Here is a 15958-nt window from a genome sequence, read left to right on the forward strand (position 1 = left end):
GGCCGAAGGGGGCTACGCCTGGCCGAGGGCGGCCCGGAGGCGGCCGCGGGTCGCGGCGGCGGCCTCCCGGGTGACGGGGTCCTCGCTGTCGAGGGCCTCGTTGAGCAGGAGGTCGGCGGCGGCGACCACGGCGGCGGGCAGCATCACCTCGCGCAGGCCGAGCAGCTGCGCGGCCGCCTGGTGCCCCGCCGACTGCTGCCCCACCGACTGGGCGGGGGCGGGCCGGGCGACGACCGGTCGAGCGGCGACGGGCCGACCGGCGACGGGCCTGGTGGTCGCGCCGCCCGACGGGGCGGACGACTGCTCGCCGTGGACGTGACGAGGTTCGTTGATCACGGGCATGTCCGTTCCAACGGGTCACGGCCCGCCACGGTTACGCCGACGGAGCGTTCGGGTGGTCGGTGAACGGAAACGCGGTGGCCCGACGGGCCGTCAGGAGGCGTGCCGATCGGGGAACACGGGCCGGTCCGGGACGGCGTTCCAGTCCGGGACGGCATCCCGGTCCGGGGGCGCGGGCAGCGCGGGCCGCTCCGGGCGACCCGGGTGGGCCGGGGCGGCCGGGGTCGGCCAGGTGGACGGGGGCGGGGCGGCGGAGGCGTGGGCGGTGCGGATCCAGCGGGCCAGGGCGTGGGCGAAGTCGGGGCCGATCGCGGCGGCGCGCTGCAGTTGGTCCAGGTCGCCGGGGCGGAGCGGGACGCCGGTCTCCGAGAGCGCGGCGAGCAGGGGCTGGAGCAGCGTCCACTGGAACCGGACGACGGGCAGCGGGCTGGTATGCGCGGGCTCTGTCACACCTCGTCCAACTCCCGTCCGCCACCGGCGGACACGGTCCGCCGCCCCGCTTCCTTCCTGCGGTGCAACCGCCCGGCGGACACCCCCGGCAGGCCGCCCCCACGGGCCTTCCTCGGCGGACGTTCCTCGGCGGGGCGGCCCGCCCGGAAGGGCCGTCAGTCCTGCCGCACCGCCGCCAGGCGGCGCAGCGCCCATCCGCCGAGCAGGGCCGCCCCGCCGGCGGCCAGCGCCGCCGGGAGCCGGACCGGTCCGGCGGCGGCACCGGCGCAGAGCGCGGCCGTCGCGGTGAGGACGCAGAGCAGTGCGACGAGGGCGGCGAGCGGTCGGGGCCGGTGGGCGAGCCGGGTGAGCGGTCCCGGCGGGCGTTCCAGCAGGCGGCCGAGCCGGGGGTCGTCCCGGCGCAGGCCCTGCTCGATCCCGTCCAGCAGGGCCAGTTCCCGCGCGGTCAGCGATGTCCCGGTCATGGTCTCGCTCCTCTTCGCCCGCTCCGCCCCGGAGCCTGCGGGGGCGCGGTCCCCGCGTCCACCCGGCTCCGGAATTCCACACTCGCGCGGCCCGGACGGGAGCCCCACTCGCACCGCTGGTGCAGCGTTTCGTGGCGCGGGCGCGCTCGGCCCCGGAAGGCGACGGTGTGGGCGGTGTGCGCCGGGCCGGGCGTCCGCCGGTGCGCCGGGTGCCCCTTCCCGGTGCGGGGCGGGGGCGGGATGAGATGCTCTCCTCCGATACCTGAACACCCATCAGTCATATGGCCTGTTCATCGGGGGATGATCTTGCGTAGCGGCATGCGGTTGGCCGGACGGTACCTGCTCCACGAGCCACTGGGCCGCGGCGGCATGGGCGAGGTGTGGCGCGGCCAGGACGAGCGGCTGCACCGGCCGGTGGCCGTGAAGATGCTGCCACCGACCGCCGCGCTCGACCGGGACGCCGTCGCCCGGTTCCGCCGGGAGGCGGAGATCGCGGCCAACCTCGACCACCCCGGCATCACCACGGTGTTCGACATCGACGAGCACGTCGAGGAGAGCGGCGAGACCCTGCTCTTCCTCGTCATGGAGCTGCTCCGGGGGCGGGACCTGCACGCGGTGGTCGCCCAGCACCCCGGCGGCGTCCCGATCGGGCAGGTGACGGAGTTCGGCCGGCAGGTCCTGGAAGCACTGGGCGCCGCCCACGAGCAGGGCGTGACCCACCGGGACATCAAGCCCGCCAACCTCTTCCTGCTGACCGACGGCCGGGTGAAGGTGTGCGACTTCGGCATCGCCCGGCTCGCCGACGCCACCCGGATCACCTCGACCGGCGGCATCACCGGGACACCGCTCTACATGGCCCCGGAGCAGATCCGGGGAGGGTCCACCGACCGGCGCACCGACCTGTACTCCTTCGGCTGCGTGCTGTACGAACTGCTCACCGGGGCGGTCTGGGTGGACCCCGGCACCGGTGTCGCCTCGCTGCTCTACCAGCACCTCGACCGGGTGCCCGCCGCGCCGAGCAGCAGGCGCCCCGAGATCCCCGAGCACCTCGACCGGCTCGTGCTCTCGCTGCTCGCGAAGGACCCCGCCGACCGGCCCCCGACGGCGGCGGCCGCCCTCGCCCTGCTGAACACACCGGGCAGTACGTCGCCCACCGACCCGCCGCCCACCGACCCGTCACCCGCCGAGCCGCTTCCCGTCGACCCGTCAGCTGCCGAACCGGCACCCGCCGAGCCGCCGCCCGTGGACCCGGCACCCGCAGCTCCGGCGGCTCCTCCGCCCCCGACGGCGGCCGCCACCGCGGCGGGCACCGAGGTGCCGAGCACCGCCGGACCGGGCACCACCGGGCCCGCCGGAACCCCCCGCCCGCCCGGCGAGCGGCGGAAGAACGTGCTGACGGGTGTCGCCGCCCTGGTGGCGATCGGCGCCTTCGCCACCGCCGGCTACTACATGACCGGCGACCGCTGGTGGCGTGACCCTCCCGTCGACGTGCATCCACTGCGCACGGGCGAGACGGCCTCCGGCAGCGTCCTGGCGCAGGGGGAGACGGCCCGGATCCCCTTCGTCTACGAGACCGGCCCCGATCAGCAGCACACCTCCCTCGTCCGGACCACCCTGGGTGTCACCGTCACCTCCATCACCGTGATCAGGACATCGACCGTCCCGGGGACCGACGACAGCCTCTACTGCGTCCACTTCAGGACGACCAACCTCGGCACCGGGGAGATGCCCGCCGAGCTGCCGACCGACGGCGTCACGGCGTGGAACGCCGACCCGCGCGAGACCTTCACCCGCGGCCTGCTGGACGGTATCGAGAACCAGACCGTCAACGGTCGGCAGGCGCTCCTGGTGGAAGGGGTGCTCTCGGACGGCACGACGACCTCGCACCTGAACCGGGGGGCGATCGAGACACCCACCTGCCGCCCGCACGCCCCCGGGAGGGTCGCGGTCGGCCAGTCGGTCGAGCAGGGCGCGGTCGTCAGCGTTCCCGCCGGGAGCCCGCTCACCGTCACCGGGGCCCGCTGGACCGAGCCGTCGTCCACCGCGGAGACCCCGGCCACCGACGACGCGCACACCTACTGGGTCCGGTGGAAGTAGCGACGTCCGGACGCCGGACGGCCGGTCAGCCCGGACGCCGGACAGCCGGTCAGGACGCCGACGGGCGGGCGGCGCGGCGCGGGCCGGGCCACGGGTAGCCGAGCTCCTCGGCGAACTCGCGGGTGCCGCCGCAGACTTCGAAGGTCTCGCGCGGGTCGTCGGCGGTGAGCAGGGCCTCCAGCGCCGCGGCCCGCACGGCGGGGTCCTGGTCGGTGACGGGGAAGGACTGCTTGAACTGGAGCCAGGGCAGGTCGCCGCCGACGGCCGCCAGGTTCGGGTGCACCAGCAGGACGAGGACCTGGTCGCGGGCCCAGGTGCCGGAGACCACGGCCTGCAGTTCGCAGGTGTGGGCGGCCTGCCAGTCGGTGCGCTCGCGGAGGCGGGCGGCCAGCAGCCGGGCGGTGGTGCGGGCCGGCCACTCCCAGGCGTGGTCGGCGCCGGCCCGGTCGACCTCGGCGGCGTACTGTCCGGCGTCGAAGCACAGTTCGGGGAGGGCCAGGGTGCCGCCCGCCGGGTTACGCCAGTCGCCCCAGCACACCTGTGACCCCTCGCGCCGGATCGTGACGTCCACCGCCCCGCAGCACTCGGCGCCGCACTCGGACTCCGCGAGCCGCACCTCGCGCGGCTCCTCCGCCGCGTGCAGCAGCCCGTCCGGGCCGAGGAGTCGCTCGGGTTCCGCCGCCCGGCTGTCGAACGGCACCCGGCCCAGCAGGTCGCGCCCGTCGACGACCGGGCGGCACTCCACGGGGTCGTGCGGGCGGTCGGCGGGCGGTACGGCGATCCGGAGGTCCAGGCGGTGCGTCTCGGCGTCCATCGCTCCATGATCCCGGAGTCGCCGGCCGGGCCCCGCACGGGGTTCCGCGCCCCGTCCGGGGGCTCGGGAATGATGGGGCCCGGACGACGAGGACGGACGAGCGGAGGGGGACGGCGATGGACGAGGAGAGCTGCCTGGAGCGCTACGGGCTGCGCCCGGCGGGGGCGGAGCTGGCGGAGGTCCGCGCCCTGCTCGCCGAGTACACCGCGCGCGAGCGCCGCGCGCAGGGCGACGGCGACACCGAGCTGATGACGCTCTGCTGCGTGCAGCTGTTCAACAGCGGGACCCTCGACGACGTGCTGCTGATCTGGCGGGCGAAGGGGGCGAGCTTCGACGCGGCCTGCTCCGTCGACCTGGAACTCCTGCTCGGCCACGGCCTCCCCGCCACCCTCGCCCACCTCGCCGCCCACCCCGCACCGGACGCCGCGACGGCCCTGGCCCGGCTCCGGGAGGCCGAGCAGCAGGGGGAGTTGGCGGGTTTCAGCGTCGCCGCGTACGCGGCCGCCCGGGACGCCTACTACGCGGACATGGAGGACTGAGCCCCAGGCCGACCGCCGCCCGGCAGCCCTCCCCCGGACCCCCGCCGCCCGGCAGCCCTCGACCCGGCCCCCGCCTCCAGGAACCCCTCAACGCATCCAGGAACCCCTCAACCCGGCCCCCGCCGCCCGTTCGGACCAATCCGGTGCGCGGGCGGTTCCGAATCGCCGGTGCAAGGGTTCGAAGGCGGCGGAGAGGGACACGACGTGACGGCGCTCGGCGGGATTTCCACGGACGGGTCGGGGTCACCCGCACGGCACAGGCCGGGCCGGTCGGGGCGGCCCGTGCGGCGGGTGGCCGTGGTCGGGGCGGGGGTCGCGGGTCTGACGGCCGCTCACGAGCTGGTCCGGGCCGGGGTGGCGGTGGACCTGTTCGAGGCGGACGGCCGGCTCGGCGGCCACGCGCACACCCAGCGGACGGTGGCGGCGGACGGCCGCGCCCTCGACCTGGACACCGGCTTCCTGGTGCACAACACCCGCACCTACCCGGAGCTGATCCGGCTGTTCGAGGAGCTCGGCGTCCGCACCCGGGACAGCGACATGAGCATGTCGGTGAGCTGCGAGGGCTGCGGCCTGGAATACGCGGGCGCCCGCGGGCCCTCGGGGCTGCTGGCCGCGCCCGGCAACCTGGTGCGCGGCCGGTACCTGCGGATGCTGACCGAGGTGCCGCGCTTCCACCGGCTGGCCCGCCGCCTGCTCGCCGACCCGGGGCAGGGCGACCCGAGCCTGCGCGACTTCCTGGTGGAGCACGGCTTCTCCCGCTACTTCGTCCACCACTTCATGACGCCGGTGGTCGCGGCGGTCTGGTCCTGCGCCCCGGACCTCGCGGGCGACTACCCGGCCCGGTACCTGTTCGCCTTCCTGTCGAACCACGGCATGCTCTCCGTCACCGGCTCCCCGACCTGGCGGACCGTGGTCGGCGGCTCGCGCAGCTACGTGGACCGGATCGCCGAGCGGATCACCGCCGTGCACCGCTCCGCGCCCGTCCGCGCCGTCCACCGGCACCAGGACGCCGTGGACGTGGTCACCGAGGACGGGCGGCACACCCGGGTGGACGCCGTCGTGATCGCCACCCACGCCGACCAGGCGCTGCGGCTGCTCGCCGACCCGACGGCGGCCGAGCGGCAGGTGCTCGGCGCGTTCGCCTACTCCCGCAACCCGACGGTGCTGCACCGCGACCCGTCGGTGCTGCCGCGCGCGGCCTGGGCCCGGGGCTCCTGGAACTACCGGATGCCGGGCTGCGAGGCGGCCTCCGAGAAGGTCCGGGTCAGCTACCACCTGAACCGGCTGCTCGGCCTGGGCGGCGCCGAGGACTACCTGGTCACCCTGAACGAGGACCGGCACCGCCCCGTCCCCGCCGACCTGGTGGTCTCCCGCACCGTCTACGAGCACCCGGTGTACACCGCGGCGACCGTCGCCGCGCAGCGCCGCCTGCCCGAACTCGCCACCGACCGGACGGCGTTCGCGGGTGCCTACCACGGCTGGGGCTTCCACGAGGACGGCTGCCGGGCGGGCCTGGCGGCGGCCCGGCACCTGCTCGCCGCAGGGGCGGTGGCACCGTGAACGACCCGTCCCGGCCCGCCGCCCGCCCCCGGACCCTGCCGGGGCCGTGGGGCGCACTGCTGTACGAGGCCCGGATCACGCACGTCCGCCGCACCCCCCGCCGGGTGTTCCGGCACCGCACCCCGCTCTGGCTGGTCGACCTCGACCAGATACCCGAACTCCCGCGCCCGCTGCGCCGGTTGGCCGGGTTCCGGACCGCCGACCACGGCGGCGCGCCCGGCCTGACGATCCGTCAGGAACTGGAGCGCGAACTCGCCGCCCACGGCATCGGGTTGGACGGCGGCCGGGTGCTGATGCTGGCGCAGGCCCGCTCGCTCGGGCACGTCTTCGACCCGCTGACGGTGTACTGGTGCCGCGACCGCGACGGCGCGCCGCTGTGCACCGTCGCCGAGGTCCGCAACACCTACGGCGGTCGGCACCGCTACGTGCTGCGGCCGGACGCCGCCGGGCGGGCCGACGCGGCGAAGGAGTTCTACGTCTCGCCGTTCCTGCCCGTCGAGGGCCACTACCGGATGCTGCTCCCGGAGCCGGGCGACCGCCTGCGGCTGACCGTCCACCTGGACCTGCCGGACGGGCCCGCGTTCACCGCCACCGTCAGCGGCACCGGCCGCCCGGCCGGGCCCGCCGCCCTGCTCCGCTCCCTGCTGCGGCACCCGTTCGCCACCTGGGCGGTCAGCCTGCACATCCGCGCCCAGGGCATCCGCCTGTGGCTGCGCGGCCTGCCCGTCCACCCCCGCAACGCCGCCGTCCCCGCCCCCACCGTGGAAGAGGTACCCCACGCATGACCGTCACCACCACCCGCCCCGCGTCCGCCCCGGCCGTCGACCCGGACCGCTGGCCGGACGTCGCCCGGGTGCCGCACGCCCCGCTGCGCGCCGCGGTGGCCGCCCGGCTGCTGCGCCGGATCGCGGCGCGGCGCGGCCTGCGGGTCGAACGCGCGGACGGCCGGGTGCTGTTCGCCGCCCCGCCCGGGGCGCCGGTGCTCCGGCTGCACCGGCCGCAGGCGTTCCTGCGGCGGGTCGGCGCGGACGGCCTGATCGGCTTCGGCGAGTCCTACCAGGCGGGCGACTGGGACAGCCCGGACCTGGCCGGCCTGCTGACCGCGCTGGCCGACCGCCCGGAGACCCTGGTGCCGCCCGGCGCGGGCCTGCTGCGCCGCCTGTACGTGACCAGGCCGCCGGCCGCCGAGCTGTCCACCGAGGCGAACGCCCGGCAGAACATCCAGCGGCACTACGACCTGTCGAACGAGCTGTTCGCGCTCTTCCTCGACCCGACGATGAGCTACTCCGCCGCCCTGTTCGACGGGCCGCCCGCCGCGGCCCCGTGGGAGGCGCTGGCCCCGGCCCAGCACCGCAAGATCGACCGGCTGCTGGACCTGGCCCGGGTCGGCCCCGGCACCCGGCTGCTGGAGGTCGGCACCGGCTGGGGCAAACTCGCCCTCCGGGCCGCCGCCCGCGGCGCGCAGGTGCTCACCGTCACCCTCTCCGCGGAGCAGGCCGCGCTGGCCCGCCGCCGGATCGCCGACGCCGGGCTGAGCGACCGGGTGGAGGTCCGGCTCAGCGACTACCGGGCGGTGCGCGGCGAGTTCGACGCGATCGTCAGCGTGGAGATGATCGAGGCGGTCGGCCGCCCGTTCTGGCCGGTGTACTTCTCCGCCCTGGACCGGCTGCTGGCCCCCGGCGGGCGGGTCGCGCTCCAGGCGATCACCATGCCGCACGAGCGGATGCTGGCCTCCCGCGACACCTACACCTGGATCCTGAAGTACATCTTCCCGGGCGGGCAGATCCCCTCGCTGCGGGCGATCGCCGACACCACCGCCCGGCACACCCGGCTGCGGGTCGCCGCCGCCGACGCGTACGGGCCGCACTACGCGCAGACCCTGCGGCTGTGGCGGGAGCGGTTCACCGCGCGGGAGGCGGAGGTCGGGGCGCTCGGCTTCGACCAGGTGTTCCGCCGAATGTGGGAGCTGTACCTGGCGTACTCGGAGGCGGGCTTCCGGACCGGCTACCTGAACGTCCACCAGGTCCTGCTGACCCGGGACAGCGCGCGGTGAACGGCGCCGCGTTCGGCCTCAACCTGGCCGTCACCGCCGGGGTCGCGCTCGCGGTGATGCTGCTCGCCTTCGCCGTCGGCGTCCGCACCGGCCGCCACCGGGGCGTGGACGTCGCCTGGGGCCTGGCCTTCGCCGCCGTCGCCCTGACCGGCTACGGCCTGTCCGCCGGGTACGGTGACGGCGGGCGGCGCGCCCTGGTGACCGCGCTGGTGACGGCCTGGGGCGGGCGGCTGGCCGTCCACCTGTGGTGGCGGGCCCGCGGCCTGCCCGAGGACGCCCGCTACGCCCGGATGCTCTCCCGCGCCCCGGCCGGGCCGGCCCGCACCCGGTACGCGTTCCGGATGGTCTACCTGCTGCAGGCCGCCCTGGTCTGGGTGGTCTCGCTGCCCGTCCAGGCCGCCCAGTACCTGCCCGACCGGCTCGGCGCGCTCGCCTGGGCGGGCACCGCGCTGTGGGCCGTCGGCCTGTTCTTCGAGGCCGTCGGCGACGCCCAGCTCGCCCGTTTCAAGGCCGATCCGGCCCATCGCGGGCAGGTGATGGACCGCGGCCTGTGGCGCTGGACCCGGCACCCCAACTACTTCGGCGACGCCTGCGTCTGGTGGGGCCTGTTCCTGTTCGTCGCCCACACCCCGATCGGCTGGGCCTTCCTGCCGAGCCCGCTCCTGATGACCTGGCTGCTCGCCTTCGGCAGCGGCAAGCCGATGCTGGAGCGCCACCTCTCGCCCGACCGCCCCGGCTGGGCCGAGTACACCGCCCGCACCAGCGGTTTCTTCCCGCTGCCCCCGCGCCGCCGCTGACGCCCCGCCGAAAGGTCCGCCCCGGGCCCGCCGTCCTCCGCGACGGCGGGCCCGGTGGGCGAGAATGCGATCCATGGCGCGGATCGAGTTCTTCACGTACACCTCCGACCGGCGGTGGGGCGCGCGGATCGACGGGGCGGATCTGCGGGTCCACGCGGCGGACGCGGTGCGGCCGCGGTGGGAGGAGGAGCAGCGCCCCGAGGAACCGGCGGAGGTCGAGGAGTTCCTGTTCCGGCAGTACGCCGGGTTGGCGGAGGCCGACCTGGGCGACCCGGTGGCGCACTTCCTGGGCGAGGCCGCCGGGCCGGGGCCCGGGGACGGCTCGACCGCGGTCCTGGGGTGCGACTGCGGCCTGTGGCAGTGCTGGCCGCTGCTCACCCGGATCACGGCCGCCCCCGGGGCCGTCGTCTGGGCCGGCTTCCGCCAGCCGCACCGTCCGGCCTGGGGCGAACTCGCCCTCGGGCCGTTCGCCTTCCCCCGGCCGGCCTACGAACGGGCCCTCGGCTCTCCCGTGCACTTCGCCGAGGACCCGTTCACCGGGCCGATGTGACGATTCGTCAGCTGAAGGGGAGCAGGAGCAGCGGCTGACCGCTGGGGTGGGCGGAGCCGCCGGCGGGTTCGAGGGTGACGCCGATGCCGGTGGCGGCGTTGAGCGGGCCGGTGAGCAGCAGGGTGCCGTCGCCGGCCGGGAGCAGGCCGGCGGGGCGCATGGTGCCGGCGTCGTCGAACCAGAGCTGGTAGGTGCGGCCGGGGCCCGGTGCGGGGAGTCCGGCGGCGAGGAAGCCGGCCCGGCCGCGGTCGGCGGACCAGACGACGGTGCCGGTGCCGCCGTCGGCGCTCACCGTGGCGGTGCGGGCGTCGGGCGCGGTGAGCAGCGCGGCGACGGCGTCCCGCTGCTGCTGGAGCGCGGCGACCCGGTCCCGGGCCCGGTCGGCCTCCCGGTGCTCCTGGACGGCGACGGCGCCCGCGCCGGCGGCCAGCGCCAGGCAGGCCGCGAGGGCGAACTTCGGTGCGTTGCGGGCGAGTCGGCCGACCCGTCGGACGGCGGGGCGCGGCACCGCGGGGGCCTCCTGCCGGACGGCGGGCAGCGCGGCGAGGACGCGGCGCTTCAGCTCCGGCGGGGGCGGGACGGACTCGGCCGCCCCGAGCCGGGCCAGGGTGGCGGCGAATTCCGCCACCTCCTGGGCGCAGGACGGGCAGTGCGCCAGGTGCTGTTCGAAGGCATCGTTCTCCGCGGGGTCGAGGGCGTGCACGGCGTACGCGCCGGTCAGCGCGTGCGGGTCGGTGCGGCCGGGCCGGTCGGCGGTGTTCACGCGCCCACCCCCAGGCAGTCGCGCATCCGGATCAGTCCGTCGCGCATCCGGGTCTTGACGGTGCCGAGGGGCGCGCCGAGCACCTGGGCGACCTCGGGGTAGCTGTAGCCGCGGTAGTAGGCCAGGGTCAGCGATTCGCGCTGCAGCTCGGTCAGGGTCTTCAGGCAGCGCCGGACCTGCTCGCGCTCCAGCCGGCCCTCGACCTGTTCGGCGACCTCGTCGTAGGCCGCGGTGTACGCGGACTCGGCGGCCCGCCGGTCGCGGTCGGCGGCGGCCTGCGCGGAGCGGACCCGGTCGACGGCCCGCCGGTGCGCGACGGTCAGCGCCCAGGACATCACCTCCCCGCGCTCCGGCTGGTACCTCGCCGCGGTGCGCCAGATCTCCACCAGCACCTCCTGTGCCACCTCCTCCGACTGGGCGGCGTCCCGGACGACCCGGCGCACCAGCCCGAACACCGGCCCGGCGAGCGCGTCGTACAGGGCCGAGAACGCGTCCTGGTCGCCGCGGACCACCCGCGCCACCAGTTCCTTCAGGTCCGGTCCGGGCCGCCGCGGCAGGCCCAGCGGCACGACGCTGTTCATCCGGGGACCGTCCCGCGGACGGCACGGCTGGTGCGGACGACTGGCACGGGGACCTCCTGGGCGCGGCGGACCGCGGGCGGCCCGGCCGCGCGTACCTGGACAACACGACACCACTTGTTCGGAACCGGGGCCCGCCCCGGATTGGCACGGGTCCCGCGCAGTTCGGCGGAATTCGATGGACACCGCACACCCGATCGATCATGATGCGGCCGTCCTGCCGGGGACACGGCGCCGCAGGTCGGCGCACCACCCCGGTGCCGCGCCGCACGAACGGGGTTCCCCAGGGCCGGCATGCGGCGCTGCTACGCCTCCGACCTACTGGGCAACCGGCTGGAGTTCCTGGAGCCGCCGGCCTGACCGGCGCCGCTCGCTGACCGGCCGTCAGGGGCGGGGAAAATTCTTCGACCCCGGCACCAATCCGCTCCCCCGGTGCACCCGAATGCCGGGTGTGAGCAACGAGAACCGTCCCCGCCGAGCGCTGCGGCGCGTCGCCCTTCCGGCCCTGACCGGTCTGGCCGCCGCCGCGGCGGCGCTGGGGGCGGGCGAGCTGCTCGCCTGGGCCACCGGGCCGGGCGGCTCGCCGGTGCTCGCGGTGGGGTCGGCGGCGATCGACCTGACGCCGACGCCGCTGAAGGAGTACGCGGTCCGCACCTTCGGCACCCGGGACAAGGCGGTGCTGCTGGGCGGGATCTTCCTGGCCACGGCCCTGCTGGCCGCCGTCGCGGGGGTGCTGGCGTCCCGGTTCCCCCGGGTCGGCGCGGCCGTGTTCGGGGCGTTCGGGGTGCTGGGCGCGGTCGCCGCGTGGTCCCGCCCGACGGCGGCCCGGGCGGACGGCCTGCCCGCGCTGCTGGCGGGCGCGGTGGGGGCGGTGGCGGTGGTGCTGCTGTCGCGTCCCGCCGCGGCGGCGCCCGCCGCCGGCCCCCCGGTGTCCCGCCGGGCGGTGCTGCTGGCGGGGACGTTCGCGGCGGGTGCCGTCGCGGGCGTCGGCGGGCGGGCCCTGACGGACCGCCGGTTCGACGTGTCCGCCGCCCGGGAGGCGGTCCGGCTGCCCGCGCCGGCCGTCCCGCTCGCGCCGCTGCCCGCCGCCGTCCACCCGCAGGTGCCGGGACTGTCCCCGTTCCGCACCCCGAACCCCGGCTTCTACCGGGTGGACACCGCGCTGTCCCTGCCGCGGATCGACCCGCGCGACTGGGCGCTGCGCCTGCACGGACTGGTCGACCGCCCGCAGCTGATCACCTTCGACCAGCTGCTGCGCGAGCCGCTGGAGGAGCTGGACCACACGCTGTCCTGCGTCTCCAACGAGGTCGGCGGCCCGTACGTGGGCACCACCCGCTGGCTGGGGGCCTCGCTCCCGGCGCTGCTGCGGCGGGCCGGGGTGCGGGCCGGGGCCGACCAGCTGGTCGGCCGGTCCAAGGAAGGCATGACCATCGGCACGCCGCTGGAGTCGGTCCTGGACGGGCGCCGGGCGCTGCTCGCGGTCGCCATGGACGGCGAGGTGCTGCCGGTCGCGCACGGCTTCCCGTGCCGGACGGTGGTGCCGGGCTTCTACGGGTACACCTCCGCCACCAAGTGGCTGGTGGACCTGGAGGTGACCACCTTCGCCGCGTTCGACCCGTACTGGGTGCGGCGCGGCTGGGACCGCACCGGTGCCGTCCGCACCGCCTCCCGGATCGAGGTGCCCGCCCCGTTCGCCAAGGTCCCGGCCGGGGAGGTGGACGTCGCGGGCACCGCCTGGGCCATCCACCGGGGCATCGCCGCCGTCGAGCTGCGGTTCGACGGCGGGCCCTGGCAGCAGGCCGAGTTGGCGGCGGACGCCGGCCCGGACCTGTGGCGCCAGTGGTCCTACCGGTGGAGCGGCGCGGTGCCCGGCACCCACCGGATCGAGGTCCGGGCCACCGACGCGACCGGCGCGGTGCAGCCCGAACAGCGGGCCGAACCCTTCCCGGCGGGCGCGACGGGCTGGCACAGCGCCGTCGTCACCGTCACCTGACCTCTCGTCAACTTCCTTTCCCTTTTCACCTTTTCGAGCTCGGAGGAGCACTTCACCATGTCCGTTCGCACCCGCCGCCAGACCCTGACCGCCCTGTTCGCCACCGGCGCGCTGGCCCTGACCCTGGGCGCCTGCAGCAGCAGCGGCTCCGACAACAACTCCGCCTCGTCCGCCTCGACTTCGGCGTCCGCCCCGATGGCGGGCGGCGGCACCTCCGCCACCACGGCCGCCGGCGCGTCCACCGGCGACCAGCCGTTCGGCGCGGCCTGCGCCGCCGTCCCCAAGGACGGGGCCGGCTCGTTCACCGGCATGGCCCAGGACCCGGTGGCCACCGCCGCCTCGAACAACCCGCTGCTGTCCACCCTGGTCACCGCCGTCAAGCAGGCCGGCCTGGTCGACACCCTGAACTCGGCGCAGAACATCACCGTCTTCGCGCCCACCAACGACGCCTTCGCCAAGGTCCCGAAGGCCGACCTGGACGCGCTGCTCGCCGACAAGGCCAAGCTCACCAAGGTGCTGACCTACCACGTCGCGCCCGGGCGGCTGGCCCCGACCGCGCTGGCCGGCAGCCACAAGACCCTGGAGGGGAGCAACCTGACCGTCACCGGCTCCGGGCAGGACTTCACCGTCAACGGCAACTCGAAGGTGCTGTGCGGCAACGTGCAGACCGCGAACGCCACCGTCTACATCGTCGACACCGTCCTGATGCCGACCTCCTGACCCCCGCCCGGCCCGGCCGCGGGGCCGTCAGTCCCGCAGCCGGGCCAGCAGGCCGTCCAGGTCCAGGTGGGCGTGCTCCTGCCCGGCCGGGACGAGGGTGTAGCTGTCGAGCAGGAAGCCGGTGACGACCCCGGCCGGGACGCTGATCACGGCGTCCCCGGTGGCCCCGCGCAGGGTGACGAGCACGTCGCCCGCCGCGCCCGGGGCCACCGTCACGTCGCCGTCCCCGGCGGGGGCGTGGCGCCCCTCGTTGAGCAGGTCGCGGCCGAAGTACCACTCGGTGGCCCCGATCCGTCCGACCGGCGGGAAGGCCAGGCGCACCGCGTACGGCAGCGCCGAGTCGAAGTGCAGCGCCGCCTCGACCTCCTGGCGCGGGTACGGACTGCGGGGCAGCGTGACGGTGGTGGACCAGCAGGTGGCGACGGTCATCCGCGGCGGCCTTCCTTCCGGAGTCGGTGCAGGCAGCACCCGGCTACCCGGCCACCGCCGGAATCCGCGCGTCCTCGCAGAACTTTCACCGAGGCCGCCCGACCGCTCCACGACCGCACCCCGAACGGCGCACACCCACCGCGCCCCGCGCCCCCCGGCCCGGGAAGCCGACCCCGCCCCCCGGCGCGTCCCCTCGCCCGACCCCGACCCTGACCCGTCCCCGATACCGGACCGAACACCTGACGGGGTGTCAGCTCGGTGTGATGGGGTGGGCTCCTCGGCCGCGGGGGCGGCCGGGGGTGCGGACGGACGGGGTGGGGCATGGACCGGGTGGAGTGGCGGGCGTTCCTGGAGCTGTGGAGCGCGGAGTGGATCGCCGCGCACGACCCCGAACGGCAGGACCCGCTCGACCCGGCGGTGGTCCGCGCGGGCTGGCTCGGCTTCGCCCCCGCGAGCGAGACCTCGATCGCGGCGGCCGAGGCCCGGCTGGGCCGCCGACTGCCGCCCTCGCTGCGGGAGTTCCTGCTGGTCACGGACGGTTGGCGGGACGCCGGGACGTCCATCTACCGGCTGGCCGGCCCGGCCGGGCTGGCCTGGCTGCGCGACACCCCGGACCGCGACTGGATCGACTCCTGGGGGCGGGCGTCCGACGGTACGACGGGCGGGCCGACCGGCGGCGGGCCGGCCGGTGAGGCCCGGATGCTGGCCCGCGCGTTACGGGTCTCGCTGTCCGGTGACGCGGCGCTGGTGGTGCTCGACCCGCAGGACGTCGCCCCGGACGGCGAGTGGGCCGCCTACTGGCTGGCCTCCTGGTCCGGATCCGGGCCCGAACGCTTCGGCTCCTTCGGCGAGTTGATGCGCGCCCAGTGGCGGACCTTCCACGCGGTGCGCCGCCCGCCCGGCCCGACCCGGGAGCACTGGGACCGCGAGGTGGAGCGCGGCCGCCGGGCCGCCCTCGCCGGGCAGGTCGACCCGGCACTGCGCCTGTTCGAACGGGCCGACGCCTTCGGCCGCCCGCGCGCGGGCCTGCTCCGCCTGCAACTCGACCTGCTGCTGGGCGACTGGCGGCACCGGATCACCGGCCCGTTCTGGAACGTCCGGGACTGGGACGTGCTGCTGACCGGCCGGCTGTTCGCCCGGGAGCTGCTGCCGCTGCTGGCCCGCCACGACCGCGAGGCCCGCCCGGGCGACCCGCGCCCGCTGCCCCGGATCGCCCGGTGCGCGCCGCCGCCCGTCCGGGAGCTGATCGCCCGGCACGCCGTCCGGTCCGCCGAGCCCGGCTTCCGGCTGTGCTTCGGCCCGCCCGCGTTCGACGCCGCCGTGCACGCCGTGGTCGACCGCCTGGCCGCGTACCGGGCCGCCGCCCGACCCGTGGACCCGTCGCCCGGTGCGTCGCTGTCGCCCGGCGCGTCTCTGTCGCCCGCCGAACCGCTGTCGCCGGCTGCGCTCCGCGCGCTGCGCGCCCGCCCGGGCGCCGCCGCCCCGCCCCTGCGGCACCTGCAGGCCGCGCCCGCGCCGCGCCCGGCGTCCCACCCGGTCCCGCCGCGCGCCGAGCCGGGCTTCCCCGACGCGCTCGCCGAGGCCGCCTGGGCCGAGCTCCTGGCGGCCCTTCCGCTCTGGCGGCCGGTCGACCACGACCACCTCGCGCCCGTCTCGCTGCTCGCCGAACCGCTGCTGGACGAACTGCTCACCCGGGCCCGCGGCCGGTCCCTGCTGTCCGTCCCGCGCCCGGCCGCACCGGACGGGCCCCGCTCCCCCGCCTCCCCCTCCTGACCCGCCGGGCCGAATGGCCCGTCCGGCACCCCCGTTCGG

The 15958-nt window shown here is 76.6% G+C and carries 17 protein-coding genes; 10 read left to right on the forward strand and 7 right to left on the reverse strand.

Annotated features, from left to right (window positions below; genetic code table 11):
* Nucleotides 1-12: 12 nt before the first annotated feature.
* From ACIOHG_RS24745 to ACIOHG_RS24755, 3 genes are all read right to left on the reverse strand, one after another.
* Nucleotides 13-342 carry a hypothetical protein gene (locus ACIOHG_RS24745; RefSeq protein WP_400953775.1) on the reverse strand — a complete coding sequence of 110 codons (330 nt, stop codon included), beginning with the start codon at nt 340-342 and terminating at the stop codon, nt 13-15.
* Nucleotides 343-432: 90 nt separating this feature from the next.
* Nucleotides 433-789: a hypothetical protein gene (locus tag ACIOHG_RS24750; RefSeq protein ID WP_400953776.1), complete on the reverse strand. Its 357-nt coding sequence runs from the start codon at nt 787-789 to the stop codon at nt 433-435.
* A 155-nt stretch (nt 790-944) separates the two neighbouring features.
* Nucleotides 945-1253: a DUF3040 domain-containing protein gene (locus ACIOHG_RS24755; RefSeq protein ID WP_400953777.1), complete on the reverse strand. Its 309-nt coding sequence runs from the start codon at nt 1251-1253 to the stop codon at nt 945-947.
* Nucleotides 1254-1553: 300 nt separating this feature from the next.
* On the opposite strand from ACIOHG_RS24755, the gene ACIOHG_RS24760 reads away from it, so the two are divergent.
* On the forward strand, nt 1554-3350 hold the full coding sequence (locus ACIOHG_RS24760) for a serine/threonine-protein kinase (protein WP_400953778.1): 1797 nt from the start codon (nt 1554-1556) through the stop codon (nt 3348-3350).
* A 49-nt stretch (nt 3351-3399) separates the two neighbouring features.
* Here ACIOHG_RS24760 and ACIOHG_RS24765 read toward each other — a convergent pair whose 3' ends face one another.
* Entirely contained in the window at nt 3400-4164 is a 765-nt protein-coding gene (locus tag ACIOHG_RS24765; RefSeq protein WP_400953779.1) for a hypothetical protein, read from the reverse strand.
* 116 nt (nt 4165-4280) lie between these two features.
* On the opposite strand from ACIOHG_RS24765, the gene ACIOHG_RS24770 reads away from it, so the two are divergent.
* The 6 genes from ACIOHG_RS24770 (at nt 4281) to ACIOHG_RS24795 (ending at nt 9663) form a co-directional block, all read left to right on the forward strand.
* Entirely contained in the window at nt 4281-4703 is a 423-nt protein-coding gene (locus tag ACIOHG_RS24770; RefSeq protein WP_400953780.1) for a hypothetical protein, read from the forward strand.
* A gap of 282 nt (nt 4704-4985) precedes the next feature.
* Complete coding sequence (locus tag ACIOHG_RS24775; protein ID WP_400953781.1) at nt 4986-6263, forward strand: NAD(P)/FAD-dependent oxidoreductase; 1278 nt, start codon at nt 4986-4988, stop codon at nt 6261-6263.
* Between the two features lie 35 nt (nt 6264-6298).
* On the forward strand, nt 6299-7048 hold the full coding sequence (locus tag ACIOHG_RS24780; protein WP_400953848.1) for a DUF1365 domain-containing protein: 750 nt from the start codon (nt 6299-6301) through the stop codon (nt 7046-7048).
* Nucleotides 7045-8316, forward strand: coding sequence for a class I SAM-dependent methyltransferase (locus ACIOHG_RS24785; RefSeq protein ID WP_400953782.1), 1272 nt, complete (start codon nt 7045-7047; stop codon nt 8314-8316). The genes ACIOHG_RS24780 and ACIOHG_RS24785 overlap by 4 nt, the downstream gene beginning before the upstream one ends.
* 56 nt (nt 8317-8372) lie before the next feature.
* Complete coding sequence (locus tag ACIOHG_RS24790; protein ID WP_400953849.1) at nt 8373-9113, forward strand: DUF1295 domain-containing protein; 741 nt, start codon at nt 8373-8375, stop codon at nt 9111-9113.
* 73 nt (nt 9114-9186) lie between these two features.
* Nucleotides 9187-9663, forward strand: coding sequence for a hypothetical protein (locus ACIOHG_RS24795; RefSeq protein ID WP_400953783.1), 477 nt, complete (start codon nt 9187-9189; stop codon nt 9661-9663).
* A 7-nt stretch (nt 9664-9670) separates the two neighbouring features.
* On the opposite strand, the gene ACIOHG_RS24800 is transcribed toward ACIOHG_RS24795, so the two are convergent.
* Together ACIOHG_RS24800 and sigK are read right to left on the reverse strand one after the other, a co-directional pair.
* Entirely contained in the window at nt 9671-10426 is a 756-nt protein-coding gene (locus ACIOHG_RS24800) for an anti-sigma factor domain-containing protein (RefSeq protein ID WP_400953784.1), read from the reverse strand.
* Complete coding sequence (sigK, locus tag ACIOHG_RS24805) at nt 10423-11007, reverse strand: ECF RNA polymerase sigma factor SigK (RefSeq protein WP_400953785.1); 585 nt, start codon at nt 11005-11007, stop codon at nt 10423-10425. The genes ACIOHG_RS24800 and sigK overlap by 4 nt, the downstream gene beginning before the upstream one ends.
* Nucleotides 11008-11446: 439 nt before the next feature.
* Here sigK and ACIOHG_RS24810 point away from each other — a divergent pair, with 439 nt between their 5' ends.
* Both ACIOHG_RS24810 and ACIOHG_RS24815 read left to right on the forward strand, forming a co-directional pair.
* The gene (locus tag ACIOHG_RS24810) at nt 11447-12997 is read left to right on the forward strand and encodes a molybdopterin-dependent oxidoreductase (RefSeq protein ID WP_400953786.1); all 1551 of its coding nucleotides are present in this window, start codon (nt 11447-11449) and stop codon (nt 12995-12997) included.
* 57 nt (nt 12998-13054) lie between these two features.
* The gene (locus ACIOHG_RS24815; RefSeq protein WP_400953787.1) at nt 13055-13717 is read left to right on the forward strand and encodes a fasciclin domain-containing protein; all 663 of its coding nucleotides are present in this window, start codon (nt 13055-13057) and stop codon (nt 13715-13717) included.
* 27 nt (nt 13718-13744) lie between these two features.
* Here the strand turns inward: ACIOHG_RS24815 and ACIOHG_RS24820 are convergent, their stop codons facing one another.
* The gene (locus ACIOHG_RS24820) at nt 13745-14146 is read right to left on the reverse strand and encodes an SsgA family sporulation/cell division regulator (protein WP_400953788.1); all 402 of its coding nucleotides are present in this window, start codon (nt 14144-14146) and stop codon (nt 13745-13747) included.
* Between the two features lie 321 nt (nt 14147-14467).
* Between ACIOHG_RS24820 and ACIOHG_RS24825 the strand changes: the two genes are divergently transcribed.
* Complete coding sequence (locus tag ACIOHG_RS24825) at nt 14468-15919, forward strand: SMI1/KNR4 family protein (RefSeq protein WP_400953789.1); 1452 nt, start codon at nt 14468-14470, stop codon at nt 15917-15919.
* Nucleotides 15920-15958: the final 39 nt, after the last annotated feature.

It is taken from the genome of Kitasatospora sp. NPDC088134 (assembly GCF_044741705.1).
GTDB lineage: Bacteria > Actinomycetota > Actinomycetes > Streptomycetales > Streptomycetaceae > Kitasatospora.